Below are 22,547 nucleotides of genomic sequence, written 5' to 3' on the forward strand. Positions count from 1 at the left end.
ATGGATATGACCTCACTGCTGTTGCTCGTGTTTGCCGCGCTAGGTATTATCAGCAGTAATACACCCGTAACCGTAGCCATGGTATTTCTGTTGTTGCTGCGGGTGCTGAACCTTAATCAGGCTTTTCCGTGGCTGGAAAAGTATGGACTTACGATCGGTATCATCATCCTGACCATTGGTGTTATGGCACCTCTCGCCAGCGGCAAGATCAGTTTGCAGACGATTGGAGAGTCTTTTCTGCACTGGAAGTCGCTGCTCGCCATCGGTGTAGGATTAATTGTCGCTCATCTGGGCGGACGAGGAGCTACGCTAATGAGTACACAGCCTACCGTCGTTGCCGGGCTGCTTATTGGTACGGTGCTTGGGGTTGGCTTGTTCAAGGGTGTACCGGTCGGTCCCCTGATTGCAGCAGGAATTTTATCCTTACTGCTCGGAAAATCATGATCAAAGTTGGGACTTGACATCCTTCTGCTGACTGGCTGTTTTTCCCATCGTTGTATGATATACTTCTATTCATGCAATTCAAGCACTCAAGTCCATAGCAGAGAAATCAATTTGATGATCCTTCATACAAAAAGAAAATTGATTCACCTCGCAACTATTAATGGCCGCAGGAGGATTCAGGAACCATGTCACGTCAGTTTGTAACAGAAGCCGTGATGGTGGCTATTTACGGTCAATTACTCGCGCCGCCGGCGCCTGTTGAATATATTGTTCCTTACACCACCATCCTTGAGTTATATGAATTTCAGACCAGCCCTGACCCTTTGATGGATAATCCGGCGGATGACCAGCATGTGAAATCCAAGATTAACGAAATGATTTCTTATTTTGAAGAACCGTTGAATAAGAAAAAAATAGAGCGCGCCCTGGCTGTTCCCTGGGCTAAGAGTCCGTCCATTCTGTTTGGTGATCAGGTCTCCATCGCCATCATTAATGCGGTTGATACCGCACAATATGGTGAATATTTTGATCCCATTGAGACTGAACTGCTTCTCACTTCACAGCGCCTGGATACCCCCATACTTACTGATCAGGTCGAATTGATCGCACGTATTATTGAATCGGCATCTCCTGTGCAGGTCTTCGATATTGACGACTTTGATTTTGCGATGGATGATGAAGAACCGCTTGATCAAGTCTAGTTAGGACCGTGGCCTGCTGTTTCACAAGAATGATCATCGAATCATGGATATTAGGCCATATATTACTGACTGCCACAACAAAGAAGACGCCTTCCCGGCAGGAAAGGCGTCTTCTTTGTTGTGTTTATTCTATTTCGGAAAACCTGAGCAGTAAGCGGCTAAGATCATTCAGCCTGGGCAATGATTTGAGATCAAAAAACTTCAGCCCTGCTTCGCTATTTACTCGGGATTCTACGAGCGAATCCTGAACAATTTGTGCCCTGAACATGGCAATGACAAAATATTCTTCATCCCCACTGGCATGCAAATGTCTCAGATTCGGACCGGAATGCAAACCTTCAAGTGTCATATGATTGGTGGTCCACCCCGTCTCTTCCCACAGTTCCCTGTGCGCGGTGTCCTCAATGGCTTCTCCCGGGCGCATCTGTCCCGCAGGAATACGCCAATGTCCGTGTTCAGCATGCTGGATCAGCAATAATTCACCTTGTTCATTCTCGGCCCGAACCGCCGCCTTAACAACAATATGAGAGCGATTCGCGATATACTGGGCCAAATCTCGGGCTGGCGGATTCATGTCGTATCTCCTCCTGTTCGAAAATCGGTGCGACCGGTGATGAGCCATTCTTTATACGCAGAGATATTACGTTAAATCTCGGTGTAGCGATATTCGATATCCTGTCCTTCTTCAACGACATCTACATGTAGTTGATGACCCTTCAGATACCAGTAATCATGATCTTCCATAAAAAATTGGATACCCGATACCTTCGTTTGATCAGCAGGATGTCTCGGTTCCTCCACGGCGATTCCGAGGGAGAAGCCTGGATGAAGACCTCCGCCGGAGCTATAACGGGCGAAGAAGCGAATGCTGTCTCCTTCGTTCAAATTCAGTTCTTCCTTATACCAGCGAGCAGCGCGGTCAGATACATGTATGGTACTCATTTGGTGTCAGCTCCTTCTCTATATATATGTTCCATCATATCGCTACAATGGCCTGATTACAAACCTCATCCACCCCAAATACGCAAAAAAAGTTCATTCACTTGTCATAATTCCATCATAATGCGCAGCATCTTCTGTTTTGGAAAAACGTTTGACAGATTGTAAAAGTCGGTGTTAAGATGCAAACATACGAGATCTACATGCAATTTATTACCAAAAAAGAAAGGGTGGTTACGGTGTTTAACAATGACGATCTACATCAATTCAGCATACAACTAAATACCGGAGCACCCATGAAATCGTTATTCCGTTCATAAGACCGCATCACAGAAGCCTCTAATCAGGTTTGCTGTTTTGTACTCTCACAATCGAACTTTATCTACGGTGGTGGCTCTGCTCTCGGAGCCATGCTGCCGTATGAATGATACCCAAGACATACCGCCTGCGTGCGGTATGTCTTTTTTTGTGGGCTCAGATGGCTAAACATGAACGGAACATGCATTTCACGAACTTGAAAGGAAGGGATACCACTTGTTCTCTGTACTTAAAAATCTAGCCTGGTTTTTCCGGCTGGAGCGCAAACGATACCTCATTGGTGTCACCTTGCTTATTATGGTGGGCGTCATCGAACTGCTGCCACCTCGTCTTCTGGGCAATGCCATTGACGAGATTGTACGCGGTTCCATCACCGGCGCCTCACTTACACGTTACATTTTACTTATTCTAGGATCGGTCATCATTATTTATCTGACAACGTACATATGGATGCACAAACTGTTTGGCGGTGCCAATCTGGTTGAACGCTTGCTGCGGTCACGCTTTATGGACCATTTGCTGCGAATGACCCCGCCCTTTTTTGAGAAAAACAGAACCGGCGATCTGATGGCGCGTGCCACAAATGATCTTCGTTCCATTGCTACCACAGCAGGCTTCGGCATGCTGACGTTAACAGACTCCACTGCTTTTCTGGCAACCGTATTATTCGCCATGGGTTTTCTGGTTAGCTGGAAACTGACCCTAGCCGCAATTCTGCCTCTGCCTTTTATCGCCATCGCCATGATGATCTATGGTAAAGCCGTCCATCAACGATACACATTGGCACAGGATGCATTCGGGGATATGAACGATCAGGTGCTTGAGTCTATTGCCGGCATTCGAGTCGTGCGTGCCTATGTTCAGGAACGTCTGGATGAGAAAAGGTTCGCTGATGTCACTGAAGATGTGTACCGCAAAAATCTGGCCGTTGCCAAGATGGATGCACTGTTCGAACCTACCATCCGGTTATGTGTTGGACTCAGTTATGTGATTGCACTTGCCTACGGCATTTATCTTGTTTTTCATAATGAAATTACCCTAGGGGATCTCGTATCGTTCAATATGTACCTGGGGATGATGATCTGGCCAATGTTTGCGATTGGCGAATTGATTAACCTGATGCAGCGTGGTAGTGCCTCACTCGATCGGGTTAACGAGACGCTATCTGTAGAACCTGCCGTGAAAGATGTTGAGCAACCTGCTCATATTACTAATCCGGAAGAGATCGCTATGCAGGATGTTACCTTCCGTTATCCTAGTTCTACCATCGATAATCTCAGTCATGTCAGCTTTTCACTTCGACGTGGGCAGACACTAGGGATCGTGGGACGTACAGGTAGCGGCAAGTCCACCTTGCTCAAACAATTGCTTCATGAATACCCGGCTGGATCTGGTAAGTTAAGCATCTCCGGTCATCCGATTCAGGATATCGCCAAAGATGACCTGCACAGCTGGATTGGATATGTTCCGCAAGAACAGGTGCTGTTCTCCAAATCAGTCCGTCAGAACATTCAATTCGGCAAGCCGGGTGCTGATGATAATGTGATTATGGAAGCGATTCGCACCGCAGCCTTTGACGGAGATCTGGGCACTTTATCCGATGGTCTGGACACACTCGTTGGTGAAAAAGGAATTGCGCTGTCCGGTGGACAGAAACAGCGTGTATCGCTGGCGCGTGCCTTTATCGCCGATCCAGACATTTTGATTTTGGACGATGCTCTATCTGCCGTCGATGCACGAACTGAAGCTAAAATCATTGAAAATATACGAAATAAACGCTCGAGCAAAACAACGCTGATCTCGACTCACCGCCTGTCCGCTATTGAACACGCTGACCGAATCATCGTACTGGAGCAAGGGAAAATAACGGAAGAAGGAACCCATCAGGAACTGCTTGCTATGAACGGCTGGTACCGTGAACAGTATGAACGGCAGCAGGTGGAGTCTAATTTGTCCACGTAGGAGGTCAACGCTTTGAAGTCTAATACAGGCAAACGGCTGCTTCAATACGCCCTAAAAGCCAAAGGTACGTTTATTGCCGCTTTAATTATGCTTACGATTGGAGTTGCGGCTGAACTTGCCGGCCCTTTCATCGCCAAGTCCATGATCGATAATCATTTGCTCGCTATTGAGCAACCTTTCTATGAGACTACAGCTTCAAGCGAAGCGGCGGTCTACAATGGAAAGAACTACAAACGTGAAGGCCGGTTTGAATCGGATGAAACGAAAGGTAACGAGGTACGCGTACTGCAAGCCGGTAGAAGTTTTTATTTTGTGAATGAATCCGTAAGTGCCCCCGATGGAGATCGAACCTACGCGGACGGAACACTGACAGTTACACGCGCAGGCGAAGTGACGGGTCAATATGCGGCGGTGCCTTTATCCGCTGGTGAACTCTTTGCCTTTTACAAACCGGAAATGCCAAGCATCTATCAACTGATTGTGTATTACATGATCTTCCTTGTTATCTCAGTCATTATGGAGTTTGGTAAAACATACTGGCTGCAATCATCTGCCAACAAAGTCATCCAAAGACTTCGTAACGATGTGTATGCACATATCCAGCGATTGCCGGTACACTTTTTCGATAACCTGCCCGCAGGTAAAGTGGTCTCTCGGGTTACCAACGATACCGAAGCCGTCAAGGATCTGTTCGTTGCGGTTCTTTCGAACTTTTTCTCAGGCATCATTACGATTACTGGAGTGTACATTGCGCTTTTCCTGCTGGATTTCCGCCTCGGATTGATCTCGCTGTTCGTTGTGCCGATGCTGGTTCTGTGGATTGTGCTTTATCGTAAAATCGCCACTCGTTACAATACGATTATTCGTTCACGTCTGAGCGAGATTAATGCGATTATTAACGAGTCCATTCAAGGGATGTCCATTATCCGGGTATTCCGTCATCAGAAACAGACCAAGCAGGAGTTCGAGGATCTGAATGATGATTATATGAAACACCAGAATAAAATGCTTAACCTGAACGCTTTCACCTCACACAACCTGGTTAACGTCCTGCGGAATATCGCTTTTGCAGTTGTTCTGTGGTACTTCGGTTCCAGTGTGCTGGACGGTACGAGTATCATCTCACTGGGTGTGCTGTATGCATTCGTTGACGTTCTCGGACGTTTGTTCCAGCCAATTACAGGTATGGTGAACCAACTCGCGAACCTGGACTCCTCTATGGTATCGGCCGGACGTGTATTTGAACTGATGGATGAGAAAGGTGAACCGGTAACCGATGGCTCAATGCCGAGATACAAAGGAAATGTCGTGTTTGACGATGTATCCTTTGCTTATAAAAAAGATTATGTGCTGAATAACATCTCGTTCAAAGCATCACAAGGTCAAACGGTCGCCCTAGTGGGCCATACCGGTTCCGGTAAAAGCTCGATCATCAACCTGCTGTTCCGGTTCTATGATCCACAGAAGGGCAAGATCACGATTGATGGTCAGAACGTGAAGGATCTGCCTAAACAGTGGATTCGCGAACATATGGGCATTGTACTGCAAGATCCGTACCTATTCACGGGTACAGTTGCTTCCAATGTCAGTCTCGGGGATGAGCAGATTACTCGTGCACAGATTGAACAGGCGCTGCGCGATGTAGGTGCTGAGCGAATTCTCGCCCATCTACCGCAAGGATTCGACGAGCCGGTTATCGAAAAAGGAAGCACATTATCTGCCGGACAACGGCAATTGATCTCCTTCGCTCGTGCACTGGCATTCGATCCAGCCATCCTGATTCTCGATGAAGCTACAGCGAACATTGATACGGAAACGGAAGCATTGATTCAAAATGCACTCGAAGTCCTCAAAAAAGGACGGACCACTTTCATCATTGCCCACCGTCTGTCCACCATTCGTTCAGCAGACCAGATTCTGGTTCTGCATCGCGGACGGATCGTTGAACAAGGTGCTCATGATGAATTGATGGAACTTAAAGGTCGCTATTATCAGATGTATCAGTTACAGCAAGGTGCTCAAGCAGCACCGGATACGAATGGAAACAACCCACTGGGCGAGGCCATTCGAACCACTTCTTCCTTTGCTGGAGGCAGCGTGTAAGTAAAACAGGAATAAATGTAAATACACTTCAACAACCAACCGATATGCCCGCGGACCTCTTGGTCTGCGGCAGATCGGTTTTATTTTGTCCATGACGCAAAATCCGAAACAAGGTTGGTTGCTCAATCTACTTTACTCTGGTCCCACTTTACTTTTCTCCGCGCTTATTTATCTTTTCTTGATCTTACCTTTTCTCAATAAACTCAAGATTTGATCGATATAAACTTCCTTCGTGTATTCACTCCTTCTGATTTCCTCTTATTGACAATGGAAACATCTCTCTGTATTATACATACCAACGGTCGGTATCTAAAATATAAGGAGGTTATTATGGCCAGAAACAAGCACCCTGAGCAGACGGTACAGCAGATTCTGAACGTCGCTGCGCAGTTGTTCACAGATAAAGGATTTGAAAAGACGAGTATCCAGGACATCATTGTTACCCTAGGCATGTCCAAGGGAGCTGTGTATCATCACTTTAGATCCAAAGAGGAAATACTGGAGGCGGTCATGGAGCAACAGTTCAACTATACGGCTCAAATGCTGGATCACTTAGTTACAAATACAACGACCACCCCAGCACGAGACAAGTTAGTTCAGATTTTGGAGCATGTCGTCTCTGATCAACAGGCTCATTCCTTGGATCGCGTACTTCGAGCCCAGATCAAAAATCCAGTGTTCATTGTACGAGGGATTCAACAAGCCGTGCGAATCGATGCACCGGTGATTGCAGCGATTTTGCGTGAAGGCATTACAGATGGATCTATCCATACCGAAGATCCCGAAGCTTGTGCAGAAGTATTCATGATGCTGGTCAATATATGGATTAATCCAACACTGTTTGACCGCAATTCGACCGAAACGAAGCAACGTCTTTATTTTTTACAGCGGTTGATGAACATGCTTGGTGCCGATATTGTGAGTGAATCGCTAATTGAACGTATTCTAGACCAACATGCTGCGATGGGCGCTTATCCTATTCTGGATGAAGAGGATGACAGAAATGAGGGATAACCATTTTGAAACCTAATAGACATATGATTTGCAAGGAATGGTTGTCCGAAGAACCCCTTCTCGCCCTTTCTCTGGAATGGATGCAAGGCGAAGTGCATATCAGCCAAGGTACAGAAGCGGTTATTCGTGTTACTCAATGGGGCTCCGCTCGTTTTCCAAGAACTCGATGTTTTGAAGCTAACGTCAGCCACGGTTTATTACATCTGATCGATGGACGAAAACAAGCTTTTCCGCTGGGCATTAACTTTCGCCGCACATCGCTCCACATTGTACTGCCGCCTGCGGTCTTGAAAAGGCTATCGATCAACGGAGTTGGTTCTCACTTTCTTGTAGATAACGTTTCTTCGGAACAATGGGATTGTGACTGTACATCCGGCAAGCTCATCTTAACTGGCCATGCCCAGCATATCCGTCTACGATCCGTGGGCAGTCGGGTGACAGCAACAGACCTCCATGCCGAACATATGCAACTGCAATCCACTTCTTCACCTGTTCAGTTATCCGGTCAGTTCACCCATATTCAATCCAAAGTGGCAGGCAGCCAACTCACTATTCACTCCTCAACGATGCTTCAATCTCTGGATAGCCGCTCCACAGGTTGTAACGTTGAAGTGCGAATCCCAGCAGATAACGATGGATTCAAGTTAGACTTCAAGCAGGCTGGGGGCCGATTCAGCAGTGACCTCCCGCTTCAATCCAATCATAATCAACATACGTATCGTAACGGTATTTATCCATTTCAAGCAGAGGTCAGAGGTGGGAAGCTCACCATAGGGAGCTCTTCTTAACATTCCATATAGAGGAGGTAAACATATGAGCATCGGCTGGATTGTTGGCAGCAGCTTGGCTACCGTGGTATTACTTGCGGGGATCATCAGTTTGTTCATCGGTATACGTAAAAACAATCATCGGCGCTGGCCTTGGTGGTTCATCGGTTTTGGGGTGGCTGCACTGGTTAGTGCAGCGATTAATTATCCCGGAACATAGAAACGCCGCATCAACATGAGCAAAAAAAGACAATCGCGCAGACCAGTCACTTTCCGTGCTGCTGCGGATTGTCTATCCATCCTTTGACCATATATCCCATATATAATATTGTTTCTCTTGCCAGAAAAGGAAATTGGCTGCGCCAGGTCTGGTAAGCCGTCGTTCGTGTTGGGGACGGGACGGCATCCATGCCGAGTCCGCTAGCGAGCTTCATCGCCCGTTTCATATGTAGCGGGTCACTTACAATGGTGTAGGTGCGAAACCCTGCCTGTTTCCCAACGCTAAGCGAGTTCACCAGATTCTCCTCCGTAATTCTCGACTCCGTCTCCATTTGAATATCTGCCGGATCTACACCATGTGCAACAGCATAATCTCGTCCTACTTCGGCTTCGGCACGCTCTCCTGCACTGCCAGAACCACCAGTAAAGAGCAGATGGCTGATCGTCCCCTGGCGATATAATAAAATGGCATGCTCAATACGTTCGCGAAATACGGGTGATGGGTTGTCCCCTTCTACGGCTGCACCAAGGATAATGGCTGCATCACTCTGTCTGGATGATTCCTCATCGGTGTAGGCCCAGATGAGCGATGCTGTAGTTATTGTCCATATGACTCCTATCAGTACTAGCGATGCAATGGAGATTACAAGCCAGTGTCTGCTTTTTATTTTACGTATCCGGGCCTTGCCTTTCATCACAATGATTCATCCTCTTCCAGTGCCCGGGCGTGCATGCTCTCTGCATGCATACGTTCGAGTGTCTGCAGCGCTGCCGCGGATTCAGCATCCAGCCCCAGCTCTGCAATCCAGGCACCTGTGTACTGCTGAAGACTAATCTCCAGTTCCTGTGCACGGTCTTTGAAATCTTCCAGCTCCTTGATCATACGTGATCGTCCTTCAGGACTGAATGTCTCATGAATTCGTTCCTTAAAATAGTGATGTACAATGCTATTACGCTGCTTCCATAGTTCATTCAACTGACGAGTCTCTTCCTCCGAAAAAGTAAAATGATGACGCACCTCATGAATGAGTTGCCCGAGTGAACTGCTCATCTTCCGTTCGTACAGATCTTCCAGATCTTCTTCGGAAACAACTTTGCCCTGGGACATTTTCATTAATAAAATCAGATTGACCAGTTGCTGTTCAAGCGCCTGTCCATAATATACAGCCAATCCGTAGTATGCAAACAATTCTCTGGAGTGTTCGCTGTCCAGCATGTCACCATGCTGCATGTCTATCTTTTGCATAAGCGAGCCCCCTTTATCTCCGTACAATACATTCCATTCTAACGTCCCTCTATGGTAACGAAACATGGACCAACATTCAAGTTAAACGGAATAATAGCCCTCTAACTCCGTATATCCCTTCTTCCCGATAACCATATATGAATGATGAGTAGAACTATGGCATAGAGTATAGCCCACACTGTCGTCAGAACAACAGCCCCCAACTTCGATTCTTCAAATAACATCATCTCACGCACTAAATAAAATGCCGGTGGCAGAATCTTAACAACCCACTGTATGGATTCAGGCAAACGTCCGCTTAATGAACCTTGGACAAACGATAATAACATCACCACAATGAAAGGCGCCATGCTGCGACTCAGCATGGGAATGTATGATTTTTGGAAGAAAACACTGAGCCCCAGACCCAAGAGCGACAACGCCAAATGTCCGGCCCAAGCCATGATCCACTCTCCAGTACTCGGTAGCCTTCCAAACATGCCCGTAACAACCGGGTATAACACGGTAATTGCAGTCAGACCAAACTGCATGATCAACGCACAGATCAGTTGTGCGAAGACAACCTTGCGTTTGCTTCCTGCATGCAGAACAAGCAATTGATACTGCCCCGCAGGTTCCGTATTCAATACCGTCAAGCCCAGCCAGGCCGCACCAAAAAAGAGCAGCATGGCCGTAACGCTATAACTATCCGCAACCGGATTAGGTTTGTAGGAATAGATAAGAAGCATCGTAATGATATAAAAGATCACCGGCGCAACATATTTCTGTGAACGTATGTAATGTTTTAACAAATAACGAGTCAAGTAGATCATTGGAGGTCGCCTCCTGCCGTAGATATGGAGGAAAGGTTCTCAGCAACTTCCCTGCTTATAACCTCACCCGGGTGCCGCCCCTCCATCAATCCTTCCATATTTAATCGGCTCTCTTCCGGCTGTACAGACACAATGGAACCGCCAGCTGCCAGAATCATTCCAATAATCCGATCTACCGAACTGCGTGACACCTTCCAATCCCATACTTCTCGACCATAATCCTGACGAACCATGCCGCAATGGCATGCAATGATTCCCGGTTGATCAACAAGCAGCGATTTGATAACGGATTGTTCCAGCCCTTCCATCACACTTTGGATACTCACAGCGGGCTCACCAGCTTGCTGCAATTCTTCCTGACTCCAGCGACGCAGCACCGTTCCCTTCTGTAACACGATGACCTGATCTGCGAGACGTTCAATCAGCAATGGCTCATGGCAAGCTGTAACGATCTGGCTTCCTTCCTTTTTCCACTGTCTGAGCAAAGCTACAATTGCTTCCTGTGCCGGAACGTCCAGACCGGACAATGGTTCATCAAGCAGCAATAACCCATCAGGTCCAGGCAGCAAAGCCTGAATCAAATTCACCTTCTGCAAAGTACCTTTGGATAACTGAGGCAGGTTCTGATCCAGCGCCGTGCCCACGAATAACAGCTCACTCAATTCGCCTATCCGTTGTCGCAATATTTCAGGGCGCATGCCTCGAATACGTCCCATTTCCCACAGATACTCTCTTGGGGTGAAGGGCAGGCGTGGCAGTCCATCCAGTGCATACATAATCCGTCCATGCATAGGCTTGCGCAGCGAGCCTGAGTCAGGCAGTAACATACCCGCCAGCACACGCAGCAACGTGCTTTTGCCTGAGCCATTCCTGCCCACCAGGACGATACACTCACCCTGACCTACTTCCAGATTGATATCATTCAATACCTGCACATCCCCAAGTCGTTTGCTCACCTGCTGTAGCGATATGATTCGTCCGTTTAAGTCTGCTGTTGCTTTTCCTGCTTTATCGAATAATCTACTTGTCCTCCATCCCATAGAATCACATCCGTTCAGGGGCCTGAACGCCCAGTAAATATAGGCTGTAGGCAAGACGCTCCGCCGTACGCTCTGTTAACGCCACCCGGAAGGGTTTGACGTCAGCCGGTGCATCCGCAATTCGTTCCGCATGGTAAAAGCGGTTGAACGCTTGGGCAACATCTATCGCATACTTGGCAATGACCGAAGGCTCGTTGCGATGAATTGCTTTTTCCAGATACTGCGGATAATCCGTCAGCAGTTTCAGCAATGCCCATGAAGTGTCACCGACCATGACCGGCTTATTCTGAGTGTTGGCCGCAGCATTGTTACTAAAACTGCTAGGAACATTCTCTAATTGATTTTCATTTTCCACACGCCCCGCCTCTGCTGCCTTCGCAAGCACACTGTTAATCCGGGCATGTGTGTATTGCACATAAGGTCCTGTCTCGCCTTCAAAGCTCACCGCATCTTCGAGCGAGAAATCGATGTCGTTCAACCGGTTATTCCGCAGATCTCCGAATACAATTGCACCTACACCAACCGCTTCCGCAACCTCCTGCGAATTCGGCAGATTTGGATTTTTCTCTTGAATAATCTGTAATGCCCGAGCAACCGCCTCGTCCAGTACCTCCTGCAAAAAGACAACTTTTCCCCGGCGGGTAGACATCTTCCGTCCTTCGAAACGCATCAAGCCAAACGGAATATGTTCACAAATCTCAGACCATGCATACCCCATCCGGGATAATACCGCAAAGACCTGACGGAAATGAAGCTTCTGCTCTCCCCCGACTACATACAGCATTTTATCTGCCTTCATCACATCATGACGATAAACGGCTGTTGCCAAATCCCGTGTTGGATAGATGGTTGTTCCATCGGTTTTGATAATCAGGCAAGGTGGCATATTCTCCTCCTCCAAACGTACCACCAATGCGCCTTCGCTCTCTTCGAGCAATCCTTTTGCTTTCAGTTCTTCAACTATTGCACCCATCTTGTCGTTATAAAAGCTCTCACCCAGCGTATGGTCAAACTGTACATTCAGACGCTCATACATCCGATTGAATTCTTTCATGCTCACTTCTACAAAAAAGGTCCATAACCGCTGCGCCTCTTCATCCCCTTGCTCCAGCTTGCGGAACCAATCTCGTGCCTCGATTTCCAAAGATGGATCATTCTCCGCCTCATCGTGAAAACGCACATACAGCTCCAATGAGGTACGAATTGGCGCAGCCTGTAGCGCTTCATTATTACCCCAACGTTTGTAGGCTGCAATCTGCTTGCCGAATTGCGTTCCCCAATCCCCCAGATGATTCACACTGACCGAAGTATAGCCTGCCTCGTTATATAACCGATACAATGCTGCCCCAATTACGGTGGAGCGCAGATGACCGATTCCGAACGGCTTGGCAATGTTAGGCGACGACATGTCGATCACGACGCGTGCACCTGCCCCCAGCTGCAGCTTGCCAAATGTTTTATGTCCCAGTTCTTGCAGCAGCTTCGGCGCCAGATCTTCCCGATTGAAACGGATGTTTACATAGGGTCCTGCTGGCGAAGCATCCAGCCCAACGGTCTGTAATTCGGCTGCGATATCAGCGGCGATAACCGCGGGTGCTTTTTTCAACGACTTGGCCAGAATAAAGCAGGGAAACGCGGCGTCACCCATCTCCGCCTGTGGTGGAACCTCCAGTAATCTCAACACCTCGTCTTGCTTCATTCCCGTTAACGGAGCAAGTTGTGCTGCTGCCTGATTCATCAACATGTCGAACACTCCTAGTCATTATCGTATTTAGCCATGCTATAGAAAACAAAAAAAGCCCTCGTCTCTATATCAGAGACGAGAGCTGATCTTCACAGTTCCCGCGGTACCACTCTAGGTGAGCCTGCAGCAAATGTACATCTTAGTACATTCACAGCGTGCTCCGCTCGTTGCGATTAACGGTCGCCTGCCGGATTGTCCTCTACTACCTGCTCTACACCCTCTCAAAAGTGTAAACATTCCTTCGGACAACCATCTCACGGGTGCGCTTCACTCAGGTCATGTCATACCGGCTTCCACCTGCCCCGGCTCGCTGTTATGCATGGATTCTGGCTACTCTCCCGATCACGGATATTCATCGTTTCAATTCATTGCCATCATTATACAGATCACGCTCTGCTTTGGCAACCTGTTACATACATTTGCCAATGGAGAGCCTGCTGGCGATAGAAGTTCTCGCCTGCGATGGTGAAGAATGTTACTATGCTATATCCATAAAAAATCCCCTCCAGCAGACAACGTTGAAGTACATCTTATCGGATGTCTTATTACGTTGTCTTCTGTGAGGGGATTAGCCTGGCATCTGGCACATTGCTCAGGCTTTTTATTTTTAACCCAATTTAATTCAATCGAGTTATATTTACGCTACTGCGGCCATCATGCGGCAAGCCTCTGCACATTTGCGGCAAGCTTCTGCGCAAGCCTGGCAATGATCATGTTGATGTTTGCCACACTCAGCAGCACAAGCTTCACATGCTTTCACACATAGTTCGCAAATTTCGGCGATGAAATCACTCCCACGTGTCATGGATTGAGCAGCAAAATTGCAGATCTCTGCACATTCCCGATCCAAACGAATGCAATCACGCAGCATCGCCAGATCATATTCTTTCAGACTCGATATGTAACATACATTGCAAGCATTCATACACTCCAGGCAAGCATCGATACATTGTTGATATTGTTGTTGTGTCATTTAAAGTTACCTCCCAGACTAAGTTTGCTATGCTTCTTAATACCCCGTCTGGAGGAACCTTGAATCATTAAACCTGATTTGCCGCCTCTAATTCCAGCAATTGGTTGCGAATGACCGACTGATCGAAATGCTCACCTATAAACACAGCTACGTTAGGCACATCCCCTTGAGGTGTGATTTTCATATAATCCGATTCCCGGTAAGCATATTGGAACCAGAACCGGCTGGACGTATCGCTAAAAGATAAAATCCCTTTTGCCCGGTACACGTCGCGTGGTAACTCAGCTATCAAGCGCTCAAAAGCCTCACTGTTCACCGGCTGGGTGAAATAGTGTGTATATACCATGACATGTTCATGCGAAGCATGGGGATGGGCATGATTATGACTATGGTTGTGGTCATGAGGAGGTTCATGGTCATTCCCCTGAGAATGTTGATGTTCTTCGTGATCATGATCCACATGCTCATGATGTTCATGTCCATCATCGTGGTTGCACCCATGCTCTGCGCAAGCCTCGGAATGCACGTGATGTTCCTTCTCCGCGTGTTTACTCGTCTCCTCAACAGATTGATAGGCATGCACATTGTCTCCGCTACGAAGCAGCACATCCATATCGACTTCACACTTCACCGTAGGCAGTACCGGAGCAAAACCGTTCCAGCGTGCCAAAAGGTCCTGCAGATCTGCCAACTGCTGCTGATTCACCCGGTCCGTTTTATTCAGGAGAAGTACAGACGCACAGCGAATCTGCTCCTGCATCAGCTTGAAGGTTTGTCCCTTCTGCTCCTGGTACAGCCCTGACAGATGCGCGGCATCTACTACAGTAATCAGGCTTCTCAGTTCAAGTCGCATATAGAGGGATGTTTCCGTTACTGCATCCAGAATCTCCATCGGGTTGGCTGCTCCTGTTGCTTCGATGATAATGACATCAGGCGATTCCTCCTGCACAAGATCAGCAAGTTGCAGCCCCAAGTCACCGCGCACGGTACAGCAAATGCATCCTCCTAACATTTCCGTCATGGGCACGGAAGCATCCACAATCTGACCATCCAGATTGACTTCACCCAATTCATTCATGACAACGGCGGGCCGGAGACCTTGTTGCTGCCAATGTTCAATCAGTTGAACAAGCAGTGTCGTTTTACCACTGCCCAAGAAGCCTGACAATATATATACAGGTATGGATGATTCATTTGTTTTTAATTCACTCATCGTTGTTCACCTCTCTATTTCTCCAATGGAACTGATCTATCTCTATCCTAGCGAGTGTACACTATCCTGCAATCTTTGCGCAATCCTGGCCTTCTATTTGCAAGTCCATTGCCTCATTCTACTGAATGGTCTATGCTATGAGAACATGTTGATTGGAGGAGGATGTATTATGACCAATTCAGTGGAACAACATCGTCAGGAAGCCCCTGACACGGTATCCTGTATGATTGTAACCGTATCAGATACCCGCACGAAGGACACTGATACAAGCGGACAACTTATGCATAAGCTGCTGACCGATTCAGGCTACCAGATCGTCGAATATATCATTACACCGGATGAAACTGAAACCATTCGAAGCATCCTGCAGGATGCAGCCGTTCGTGACGATATCGAAGCCGTGCTGCTCAGCGGTGGGACCGGAATTGCACCCCGAGATACAACATACGAGGCAGTGTCTTCACTACTCGATAAGGAGCTGTCGGGGTTTGGAGAAATCTTCCGCTTCCTCAGCTATACCGAGGATATCGGTTCTGCTGCCATTCTTAGCCGGGCCGTAGCCGGTACGATTGGGCGTACGGCCGTATTCTCCATGCCGGGCTCCAAGGGAGCTGTCAAACTGGCAATGGAAAAACTCATTTTGCCTGAACTGAGGCATGTCATGCGTGAAATATATAAACCCGTCTGAATAATCAGACGGGTTTTTCGGATTTATTTTAGTGGAGTCAATTACTTCAGTTGCTCAAGCACATGCTGGAATACCTGCATAACGTCTTCTTCATAATCGTCCTTTTCTCCACCCGAAGCCGTATAGACCAGTGACACGTAGTCTTTGCTGCGAATCGTTGTTTTGCCAAGTACATTTTCCATCACAGCCTCATCGCCATCATTACCGTACATTTCGTTCATCCGGGCTACTCTTGTAGGGGCATCACTGAAAATATGGACCTTTACAATATGTCTGCCACTTCCATTCAGCAGGTACATATAAGAGATTCCGTCCTCACCATCATCAGCGGACATATTATTCATTAACTTTATGCCTTTTGCAGCAAAAGCTTCATCCAGCTCCTGAATTAATGGACCATTTAACCCGTGACCCTGACTCTTTGCCCGAACATTTCCTTCATCTGTCGCTTGTCGGGTATATATTTTCCGTTCCTGCTCCACATTCGATGCTGAACACGCTACTACCGATATTGTACATAGCACCACGACCATACTGACCAAGACAGACTTCACACGTCCAGATCTATAGTGCAATCCTTTTCTGTTAACACGCATACTCATCCTTCCTTTCCCGCCACATGCACGGTGACGCTCTCAGGTAGAGTTAGCATGTCTAGGAGAAAAGGATCTTATTCGGCAGGCGTATCGGACATCGTATTAACTACCGTACGACCTACAGCACCTCCCTTGAGGATCGTTTCGAGTGTCTGAGGCAGTTGTACCCATGAGATTTCCTGAATCCCTAGCTCCAGCGCCCGATCCGGCTTCCATTCTCCGCCAAGCAGCTTCCATATCCGTTCCCGCCGTTCCATCGGGCAATAGACTGAATCAATCCCAATCAATTGAATCCCCCGCAAAATAAACGGAAATACGGTGGACTCGAATGCAGCCCCTCCGGTTAAGCCTGATACGGCGACAGCGCCTCCGTATTGAATCTGTTTCAGACGTTCGGCCAGTGCAGGACCTGCTGCAGGATCAATAACACCTGCCCAGAGCTGTTTGCCCATTGCTCCCTTGGCTGGCGCGTCCGCTTCTTCGCGTGAAATGACATGTGAGGCACCCAGATTCCGAAGCAGCTGCTCCTGTTGATCTTTTTTGCCTGTACTTGCTGTCACTTCAAATCCCAGCTTCGCCAGAATAGCTACTGCCATACTCCCTACTCCTCCGGTTGCTCCGGTCACCAGAATATTGCCCATCTCCGGAGTCACTCCAGCCCGCAACAAAGCATCTACCGAAAGTGCCGCAGTGAACCCTGCCGTTCCAATTGCCATCGCTTCCTTCTCACTGAGTCCATGCGGCAGAGGAACAAGCCATTCGCTGCGCAGACGCGCATATTGACTGTACCCTCCAAAATGAGAAACGCCCGGTTCGAAGCCTGTGCTGATCACCCGATCCCCCGGTGCAAACCGGCCGCTCACCGATTCCTCTACAATCCCTGCAAGATCGATCCCCGGTACGATCGGATATTCGCGAACCACACCGCCCTTTTCAGTTGTGGCGAGACCATCTTTAAAATTGACGCTTGAGTATTGAACCTGTAGGGTTACGTCACCATTAGGCAAGTCCTCTTTCGTCAGCTGCTCCATAGCAGCCTTCACGCCACCCTGTTCTTCTTTACGCACGACATAGGCAGGAAAAGTATTCTTCATTCGTTATCCTCTCCTCAGTTATAAATTTACTTATTTTTCTATTCATATCATGAATTGTTCGCATTCAATTTAAACAAGTATAAGGGCGACATCCGTCGAACTCAATCTCTCCGGCTGGTCATCAAATAAATGAGCGGACCTATCAATGGGATCACCCCTGCAACTGCCCACCCGCGAGAACGACAATTTTCAAAAGCATCCCTGAACAATGCGATCACGGAAAGCAAAGTTAGGATGACGAAATCAATTGTCATAATATGTACAAAGGAAGACTCCCTGAACGCTTCCATGTATACATCAGGATTGCCTTGAGTCACTGCATAGAAGCCTGTGCCCAATGTAAGCAGCAGCAGAACCACATGGGTCAGCTTATGAGCTGCCACACGTCCAATACCCGATTCACGTTGACTACCAAAGGAGAGGCGTTCGTATCCCGAACCTCTGTGTGTTTGCGAGGACCACGCAAAATAAGGCAGCAGCGCAAAGGCTCCCAAACCAAAAGACAGCAACACAAAAGGCCACGCCGGTACACGAGATCCTTTCGCTTTCCCTGACCTCCTTAACAGCAGGCAAGCGAAAATAGCCGGATAAATCCCAAGCCACGAAAATACCGTTAGTAGCCAGGGTTCTTTGCTTTGCAGTGTGACCAGCTCTTTAAACACAGGGTCACTCCCAAGAGGCTGCCCAGGTACCCAAATCCAGGCGTACGCAATGAAAGCCAGCCAGGTCAGTGCCAAAATCCATTTCATGGTTGCACCTCCTCTTTCATTCATCCCCGGCAGATACGCAATTGAAACAGCCATAGAAACAGATCCTGTCGAAAGGCACGCTCGGAAAGATGCAGTATTTGACGTCTCCTGCGCTTTCCCGAGAAATAATGGCTTCATTTCCCTGTAAACCTGCGTCCGTTGAAGGTATAGTATACCGCAGTTCAAGGACTGTCTGTCCATGATGTTTCACACACCATCCATTCGTCATGCGGGACAATCAGCAAGAAAGAAGAAACCAAAAAGGCATAACCCGGTCTACGTCCTTCCGGTTATGCCCCTTTATTTGATTTATTCTTCGGTGGATTGCACGTGCTCAGCAATGAGCTTCTGCTTCATATTCCAGGCCGCAGGGCTGATATTTACGCGGTAAATCTCAGGATTGAGTTTCCGCAGATATTCCGGCCAGAAGAGATCCATCTGCTCGCGGTGATAACTTCGAATTTCATCCAGGGTAGGCAGCTCATACACTTTGCGCCCATTCACAAAGATCGGTTCCAGCATATTTACTGCTTCGTAGCGGGTTACCGTCTTTTTCAGATAAGGGTGTAGCGGGTTGAACAGCTTGAGCGGCCCGCCCTGTAGCGGCTGCTCTTCTCCTGGATAGCAGATATAATCTGCAATCGCCTTGCCATGTTTCGGATCAATGATCCGGAAGACTTCTTTTTTACCTGGTGTGGAGACTTTTTCGGGATTGGCCGAAATTTTGATCGTAGGCAGCATGGCACCATCCACTTCACGCTCCACCAATTTATACACGCCACCCAAAGAAGGTTGGTCGGAAGCGGTAATTAGTTGTGTGCCCACTCCCCATGTATCGATGCGAGCTCCTTGCGCCTTAAGGTTGAAAATTGTATTTTCATCCAGATCGTTGGAAGCTACAATCTTCACGTAATCCAGTCCGGCGTCGTCCAGCATCTGCCGAGCTTGAATGGATAGATACGCAAGGTCCCCGCTATCCAGACGAATGGCGTTCATCTTTTTACCCTGGCTCTCCAGCTTCTTGGCGGTCTTGATTGCATGGGGTACACCACTGTTCAATGTATCAAAAGTATCGACCAGCAGTGTCACTTGATCTGGCAGCACTTTGGCATAGACGTCAAACGCCTCCTGCTCACTCATAAAACTCTGCACCCAGGAATGGGCATGTGTCCCTGCTGTCGGAATTCCAAATCGCTCTCCAGCCAGCATATTAGACGTTGCATGGAATCCTGCCACATACGAGGCACGCGCCCCCCAAATGGCCGCATCCGCTTCCTGGGCACGTCGTGTTCCGAATTCGAGCAACGTGTCCTGACTTGCCACCTGTTTGATCCGGGAAGCCTTCGTTGCAATTAACGTCTGATAATTCATGAAGTTAAGTATCGCCGTCTCCACCAGTTGTGTCTCCATAATGGAGCCTTCTACCCGAATGAGCGGTTCATCAGGGAAAACGAGCGCCCCTTCCTTCATGGAATGAATCGTCCCCTGAAATGAAAACTGGAGCAACTCTTCCAGAAAGACCGGATCGTAATTTTCCTCTTGTTTAGATAAATATTTGATGTCCTCCATCGTAAACCGAAGCTGGCTGATATAATTCACAATGCGTTCCAATCCGGCAAATACGGCATATCCGTTGCCAAAAGGAAGCTTGCGGAAATAGGCTTCAAACACCGCTTTCCGTTTGTGAGTTCCATTCACCCAGTGGGCGTACATCATATTGATTTGATATTTATCCGTATGTAAAGCCAGGCTAGTCGTCTGCATTTGTCTCATCCTCTCTGACTTCCGCTTGTGTCGGCAGGTCTAGCCTTGCAGACACGGGTCAACATGTGGAGACTCATTGCTCATGATTCATGATTCTGGTTACGTACCATTGCATAAGTCTCCGGTTTATTCCTATTCACCATATTCCCCAGCAACATAACACTTGTTCAACCAACAGAATATGATGGATATGATCACAGGTTCAGTTACAGGTTCAAGCCTGCGAGAACGGTATCGCTCGCTTTGACCACCTGGGCCCCAAGACTGGAACGAAAATGTCCAAGCGCCCAATCATGTCCCGCTTGATTGAAGCTCGCCACGGCGTCTTCATATACCGTTATGTGAAAACCTTTATTATAAGCATCCACTGCCGTGTGCAGTACGCAAATATCCGTACATACACCGATCAGTGCAATGTCTGTTATTCCACGTTCACGCAGGCGCAGCTCCAGATCTGTACCGCAGAATGCGCTGTATCTTGTTTTATCCATCCATCGAATCTGAGATTCCCGTTCTTCCATAACCTGGGCTAGACGACCATAAAGCTGTCTTCCCTCCGTACCCCTGATGTTATGGGGAGGAAAAAGAGCAGTTTCCGGATGGTAAGGATCATTCTCTTCATGCAAGTCCACGGCCATAACAACCTCATGCTTGTTATTGCAATAAGCCTCCGTTATAGCTGCGATCGTCTCCTCAATCTCCACAGCAGGCTCGCCTACAGGCAACGAACCTGTCACAAAATCACGTGTAAAATCGATTACAATCAGTGCTTTCATCGTCCACACTCCCTTTTTGAGAATAGGTTGATCCTGATTCAATCCATCATGATTCGCTTGCGAATTAAGTATAGATGGAAAGACGAGGTACAAGCTCCGTAAAACGGTATAGCTGTGCCGGACGCTGTGAATATTGATTGGAGCTTAGCAGGTTGCCCTCCTCATCCCGAACCTCTTCCACAATGCCTTTGCGGCTACGTGTAGAAGTGATCTTCCGAATGAAATTCGGTTCTTCAAAGTCAGGTACAACACTCTGAATCACTTGGTATAACTCGCTTAGTGTAAAATCACGAGGCAGGAACTGTCGTGCAATCGTCGTTTCCAGCATTTGCTGTTGAATACGCCGGTACGCATCTTCTATAATCGTCCGGTGATCAAAGGCAAGCTCGAGCTCTTGCAAAGCTTCCTGAATCGTAAATAATCCAACATCCTCAGCATCATCTGCAGCCTGACGGTGTTCCAACATCCATTCCTCTACCAGTGCAAAAAACGCATGTGAGATAATCCATCCTCTGGGGTCACGCCCAGGCTGACTATATACATTCAAATACTCCAGATGTCCGCCGTCCACACCTGTCTCTTCCATCAACTCGCGCTTTGCAGCACCATAGATGGATTCATTTTCCTGACAAAATCCACCGGGCAACGCCCATCTTCCTGCAAAAGGCCAACCTTTGCGTTTGATCAGCATGACCTTCAACTCCCGGATTGGGAGTGTCTTGGTTACCGTCTTGCGTTCCCGCTTGGTCAAGGTAAACATGACGATATCCGCAGGAACACCATCGGGTGTACGATATTTCTTGGAACTATAGGCACGTGCTGCCTGTTCATCGCTTTCAGCATTGAATTGTTCGTAGTTTTCGCTCATGGGCACCACCGACTATTCTCATTTTGATATTTTCATTATGACATAATAATATCTTTTGTCAACCTTGAGATTCCGTGTTTTGCGCTTTTACTCGCGCTATACGGAATGTAGCTGTTGCCATACATCCCAACGTTCCAGATGCATCCCGGACCTCAGATTGTGCCGTCACACTACGCCCCGCTTGATGAAGGATCGTTGATGTCACGATTAATTCCCCTTGTTTCATAGGTGCCAAGAAATGAACATTCAGATTGGTGGTCACACAACTGTCTACTGCCATTGCCGCTGTAGCTACCATGCCCATCGCCTGATCCATCAGGGACGTCAGCACTCCACCATGAATAATCCCCATGGAGTTGGTGTGATGTTCGCCCGCTGTCAGCGCGATCTGTACTTCTTCTCCGTCACCTTTAATAAACCGACAACCGAGAAAGCCCCAAAATCTTCCGTTTCCTTCTGCAACCATTTTGTCCAAAATACCCATATTGATTTCCCCTTTAGTGCACTTTAAGTATAA

25 protein-coding genes are annotated in these 22,547 nt (G+C 47.8%); 9 read left to right on the forward strand and 16 right to left on the reverse strand.

Going from position 1 to position 22,547, the window contains the following annotated elements; all coding sequences use genetic code 11:
• Together AC4PM4_RS15160 and AC4PM4_RS15165 are read left to right on the forward strand one after the other, a co-directional pair.
• Positions 1-444: a DUF441 domain-containing protein gene (locus AC4PM4_RS15160; RefSeq protein ID WP_491614085.1), complete on the forward strand. Its 444-nt coding sequence runs from the start codon at positions 1-3 to the stop codon at positions 442-444.
• A 185-nt stretch (positions 445-629) separates the two neighbouring features.
• The gene (locus tag AC4PM4_RS15165) at positions 630-1,145 is read left to right on the forward strand and encodes a hypothetical protein (RefSeq protein ID WP_063566333.1); all 516 of its coding nucleotides are present in this window, start codon (positions 630-632) and stop codon (positions 1,143-1,145) included.
• Between the two features lie 124 nt (positions 1,146-1,269).
• Here AC4PM4_RS15165 and AC4PM4_RS15170 read toward each other — a convergent pair whose 3' ends face one another.
• Entirely contained in the window at positions 1,270-1,719 is a 450-nt protein-coding gene (locus tag AC4PM4_RS15170) for an NUDIX domain-containing protein (RefSeq protein ID WP_063566334.1), read from the reverse strand.
• Between the two features lie 71 nt (positions 1,720-1,790).
• Positions 1,791-2,087 carry a HesB/YadR/YfhF family protein gene (locus AC4PM4_RS15175; RefSeq protein WP_024630313.1) on the reverse strand — a complete coding sequence of 99 codons (297 nt, stop codon included), beginning with the start codon at positions 2,085-2,087 and terminating at the stop codon, positions 1,791-1,793.
• Between the two features lie 531 nt (positions 2,088-2,618).
• Here AC4PM4_RS15175 and AC4PM4_RS15180 point away from each other — a divergent pair.
• The 5 genes from AC4PM4_RS15180 to AC4PM4_RS15200 all read left to right on the forward strand — a co-directional run bounded on the left by AC4PM4_RS15180 (position 2,619) and on the right by AC4PM4_RS15200 (position 8,468).
• Positions 2,619-4,364 (forward strand): ABC transporter ATP-binding protein, encoded by a 1,746-nt coding sequence (locus tag AC4PM4_RS15180; RefSeq protein WP_063566335.1) that lies wholly within the window; start codon positions 2,619-2,621, stop codon positions 4,362-4,364.
• A 12-nt stretch (positions 4,365-4,376) separates the two neighbouring features.
• A complete protein-coding gene (locus tag AC4PM4_RS15185; RefSeq protein WP_491613971.1) occupies positions 4,377-6,467 on the forward strand; it encodes an ABC transporter ATP-binding protein in 2,091 nt (696 codons plus the stop codon).
• A 330-nt stretch (positions 6,468-6,797) separates the two neighbouring features.
• The gene (locus AC4PM4_RS15190) at positions 6,798-7,481 is read left to right on the forward strand and encodes a TetR/AcrR family transcriptional regulator (RefSeq protein ID WP_063566337.1); all 684 of its coding nucleotides are present in this window, start codon (positions 6,798-6,800) and stop codon (positions 7,479-7,481) included.
• Between the two features lie 23 nt (positions 7,482-7,504).
• Positions 7,505-8,269 carry a DUF4097 family beta strand repeat-containing protein gene (locus AC4PM4_RS15195; protein WP_072732431.1) on the forward strand — a complete coding sequence of 255 codons (765 nt, stop codon included), beginning with the start codon at positions 7,505-7,507 and terminating at the stop codon, positions 8,267-8,269.
• Positions 8,270-8,294: 25 nt separating this feature from the next.
• The gene (locus AC4PM4_RS15200; RefSeq protein WP_162842452.1) at positions 8,295-8,468 is read left to right on the forward strand and encodes a hypothetical protein; all 174 of its coding nucleotides are present in this window, start codon (positions 8,295-8,297) and stop codon (positions 8,466-8,468) included.
• A 46-nt stretch (positions 8,469-8,514) separates the two neighbouring features.
• On the opposite strand, the gene AC4PM4_RS15205 is transcribed toward AC4PM4_RS15200, so the two are convergent.
• The 5 genes from AC4PM4_RS15205 to argS all read right to left on the reverse strand — a co-directional run bounded on the left by AC4PM4_RS15205 (position 8,515) and on the right by argS (position 13,309).
• Positions 8,515-9,162 (reverse strand): YdcF family protein, encoded by a 648-nt coding sequence (locus AC4PM4_RS15205; protein WP_090805461.1) that lies wholly within the window; start codon positions 9,160-9,162, stop codon positions 8,515-8,517.
• Positions 9,162-9,713, reverse strand: coding sequence for a hypothetical protein (locus tag AC4PM4_RS15210; RefSeq protein ID WP_090805459.1), 552 nt, complete (start codon positions 9,711-9,713; stop codon positions 9,162-9,164). Before AC4PM4_RS15210 ends, AC4PM4_RS15205 begins: the two co-directional genes overlap by 1 nt.
• A 101-nt stretch (positions 9,714-9,814) precedes the next feature.
• Complete coding sequence (locus tag AC4PM4_RS15215) at positions 9,815-10,525, reverse strand: hypothetical protein (protein ID WP_491613974.1); 711 nt, start codon at positions 10,523-10,525, stop codon at positions 9,815-9,817.
• Entirely contained in the window at positions 10,522-11,565 is a 1,044-nt protein-coding gene (locus AC4PM4_RS15220; protein ID WP_491613976.1) for an ATP-binding cassette domain-containing protein, read from the reverse strand. The genes AC4PM4_RS15215 and AC4PM4_RS15220 overlap by 4 nt, the downstream gene beginning before the upstream one ends.
• A 4-nt stretch (positions 11,566-11,569) precedes the next feature.
• Positions 11,570-13,309 carry an arginine--tRNA ligase gene (gene argS, locus AC4PM4_RS15225; RefSeq protein ID WP_491613978.1) on the reverse strand — a complete coding sequence of 580 codons (1,740 nt, stop codon included), beginning with the start codon at positions 13,307-13,309 and terminating at the stop codon, positions 11,570-11,572.
• A gap of 115 nt (positions 13,310-13,424) precedes the next feature.
• Between argS and AC4PM4_RS15230 the strand changes: the two genes are divergently transcribed.
• Complete coding sequence (locus tag AC4PM4_RS15230) at positions 13,425-13,778, forward strand: hypothetical protein (RefSeq protein ID WP_491613980.1); 354 nt, start codon at positions 13,425-13,427, stop codon at positions 13,776-13,778.
• A 168-nt stretch (positions 13,779-13,946) separates the two neighbouring features.
• Here the strand turns inward: AC4PM4_RS15230 and AC4PM4_RS15235 are convergent, their stop codons facing one another.
• Both AC4PM4_RS15235 and AC4PM4_RS15240 read right to left on the reverse strand, forming a co-directional pair.
• Positions 13,947-14,282, reverse strand: coding sequence for a four-helix bundle copper-binding protein (locus tag AC4PM4_RS15235; RefSeq protein WP_063566344.1), 336 nt, complete (start codon positions 14,280-14,282; stop codon positions 13,947-13,949).
• 67 nt (positions 14,283-14,349) lie between these two features.
• The gene (locus AC4PM4_RS15240) at positions 14,350-15,495 is read right to left on the reverse strand and encodes a CobW family GTP-binding protein (RefSeq protein ID WP_491613982.1); all 1,146 of its coding nucleotides are present in this window, start codon (positions 15,493-15,495) and stop codon (positions 14,350-14,352) included.
• 166 nt (positions 15,496-15,661) lie between these two features.
• On the opposite strand from AC4PM4_RS15240, the gene AC4PM4_RS15245 reads away from it, so the two are divergent.
• Positions 15,662-16,183 (forward strand): MogA/MoaB family molybdenum cofactor biosynthesis protein, encoded by a 522-nt coding sequence (locus tag AC4PM4_RS15245; RefSeq protein ID WP_090807431.1) that lies wholly within the window; start codon positions 15,662-15,664, stop codon positions 16,181-16,183.
• 41 nt (positions 16,184-16,224) lie between these two features.
• Here the strand turns inward: AC4PM4_RS15245 and AC4PM4_RS15250 are convergent, their stop codons facing one another.
• From AC4PM4_RS15250 to AC4PM4_RS15280, 7 genes are all read right to left on the reverse strand, one after another.
• Positions 16,225-16,758: a hypothetical protein gene (locus AC4PM4_RS15250; RefSeq protein WP_491613984.1), complete on the reverse strand. Its 534-nt coding sequence runs from the start codon at positions 16,756-16,758 to the stop codon at positions 16,225-16,227.
• A gap of 95 nt (positions 16,759-16,853) precedes the next feature.
• Positions 16,854-17,873 carry an acrylyl-CoA reductase family protein gene (locus AC4PM4_RS15255; RefSeq protein ID WP_063566348.1) on the reverse strand — a complete coding sequence of 340 codons (1,020 nt, stop codon included), beginning with the start codon at positions 17,871-17,873 and terminating at the stop codon, positions 16,854-16,856.
• A gap of 101 nt (positions 17,874-17,974) precedes the next feature.
• Entirely contained in the window at positions 17,975-18,622 is a 648-nt protein-coding gene (locus AC4PM4_RS15260; RefSeq protein ID WP_491613987.1) for a hypothetical protein, read from the reverse strand.
• 309 nt (positions 18,623-18,931) lie between these two features.
• Entirely contained in the window at positions 18,932-20,386 is a 1,455-nt protein-coding gene (locus AC4PM4_RS15265) for a nicotinate phosphoribosyltransferase (RefSeq protein WP_063566350.1), read from the reverse strand.
• A gap of 206 nt (positions 20,387-20,592) precedes the next feature.
• Entirely contained in the window at positions 20,593-21,162 is a 570-nt protein-coding gene (locus AC4PM4_RS15270) for a cysteine hydrolase family protein (RefSeq protein WP_090805439.1), read from the reverse strand.
• A gap of 64 nt (positions 21,163-21,226) precedes the next feature.
• Positions 21,227-22,030 carry an NUDIX hydrolase gene (locus AC4PM4_RS15275; protein WP_062326181.1) on the reverse strand — a complete coding sequence of 268 codons (804 nt, stop codon included), beginning with the start codon at positions 22,028-22,030 and terminating at the stop codon, positions 21,227-21,229.
• Positions 22,031-22,088: 58 nt separating this feature from the next.
• Positions 22,089-22,514: a PaaI family thioesterase gene (locus AC4PM4_RS15280; protein ID WP_063566353.1), complete on the reverse strand. Its 426-nt coding sequence runs from the start codon at positions 22,512-22,514 to the stop codon at positions 22,089-22,091.
• Positions 22,515-22,547 lie beyond the last annotated feature (33 nt).

This window comes from Paenibacillus sp. MDV22-iso6 (assembly GCF_058408365.1).

Excerpts from the sequence above, each read along its gene's own strand:
- AC4PM4_RS15170 (WP_063566334.1), bottom strand. The coding sequence starts at position 1,719 with ATGAATCCGCCAGCCCGAGATTTGGCCCAGTATATCGCGAATCGCTCT.
- argS (WP_491613978.1), bottom strand. The coding sequence starts at position 13,309 with ATGTTGATGAATCAGGCAGCAGCACAACTTGCTCCGTTAACGGGAATG.
- AC4PM4_RS15190 (WP_063566337.1), top strand. The coding sequence starts at position 6,798 with ATGGCCAGAAACAAGCACCCTGAGCAGACGGTACAGCAGATTCTGAAC.
- AC4PM4_RS15270 (WP_090805439.1), bottom strand. The coding sequence starts at position 21,162 with ATGAAAGCACTGATTGTAATCGATTTTACACGTGATTTTGTGACAGGT.
- AC4PM4_RS15210 (WP_090805459.1), bottom strand. The coding sequence starts at position 9,713 with ATGCAAAAGATAGACATGCAGCATGGTGACATGCTGGACAGCGAACAC.
- AC4PM4_RS15160 (WP_491614085.1), top strand. The coding sequence starts at position 1 with ATGGATATGACCTCACTGCTGTTGCTCGTGTTTGCCGCGCTAGGTATT.
- AC4PM4_RS15260 (WP_491613987.1), bottom strand. The coding sequence starts at position 18,622 with ATGAAATGGATTTTGGCACTGACCTGGCTGGCTTTCATTGCGTACGCC.
- AC4PM4_RS15215 (WP_491613974.1), bottom strand. The coding sequence starts at position 10,525 with ATGATCTACTTGACTCGTTATTTGTTAAAACATTACATACGTTCACAG.
- AC4PM4_RS15175 (WP_024630313.1), bottom strand. The coding sequence starts at position 2,087 with ATGAGTACCATACATGTATCTGACCGCGCTGCTCGCTGGTATAAGGAA.
- AC4PM4_RS15195 (WP_072732431.1), top strand. The coding sequence starts at position 7,505 with ATGATTTGCAAGGAATGGTTGTCCGAAGAACCCCTTCTCGCCCTTTCT.
- AC4PM4_RS15165 (WP_063566333.1), top strand. The coding sequence starts at position 630 with ATGTCACGTCAGTTTGTAACAGAAGCCGTGATGGTGGCTATTTACGGT.
- AC4PM4_RS15240 (WP_491613982.1), bottom strand. The coding sequence starts at position 15,495 with ATGAGTGAATTAAAAACAAATGAATCATCCATACCTGTATATATATTG.
- AC4PM4_RS15265 (WP_063566350.1), bottom strand. The coding sequence starts at position 20,386 with ATGCAGACGACTAGCCTGGCTTTACATACGGATAAATATCAAATCAAT.
- AC4PM4_RS15235 (WP_063566344.1), bottom strand. The coding sequence starts at position 14,282 with ATGACACAACAACAATATCAACAATGTATCGATGCTTGCCTGGAGTGT.
- AC4PM4_RS15200 (WP_162842452.1), top strand. The coding sequence starts at position 8,295 with ATGAGCATCGGCTGGATTGTTGGCAGCAGCTTGGCTACCGTGGTATTA.
- AC4PM4_RS15220 (WP_491613976.1), bottom strand. The coding sequence starts at position 11,565 with ATGGGATGGAGGACAAGTAGATTATTCGATAAAGCAGGAAAAGCAACA.
- AC4PM4_RS15280 (WP_063566353.1), bottom strand. The coding sequence starts at position 22,514 with ATGGGTATTTTGGACAAAATGGTTGCAGAAGGAAACGGAAGATTTTGG.
- AC4PM4_RS15205 (WP_090805461.1), bottom strand. The coding sequence starts at position 9,162 with ATGAAAGGCAAGGCCCGGATACGTAAAATAAAAAGCAGACACTGGCTT.
- AC4PM4_RS15255 (WP_063566348.1), bottom strand. The coding sequence starts at position 17,873 with ATGAAGAATACTTTTCCTGCCTATGTCGTGCGTAAAGAAGAACAGGGT.
- AC4PM4_RS15275 (WP_062326181.1), bottom strand. The coding sequence starts at position 22,030 with ATGAGCGAAAACTACGAACAATTCAATGCTGAAAGCGATGAACAGGCA.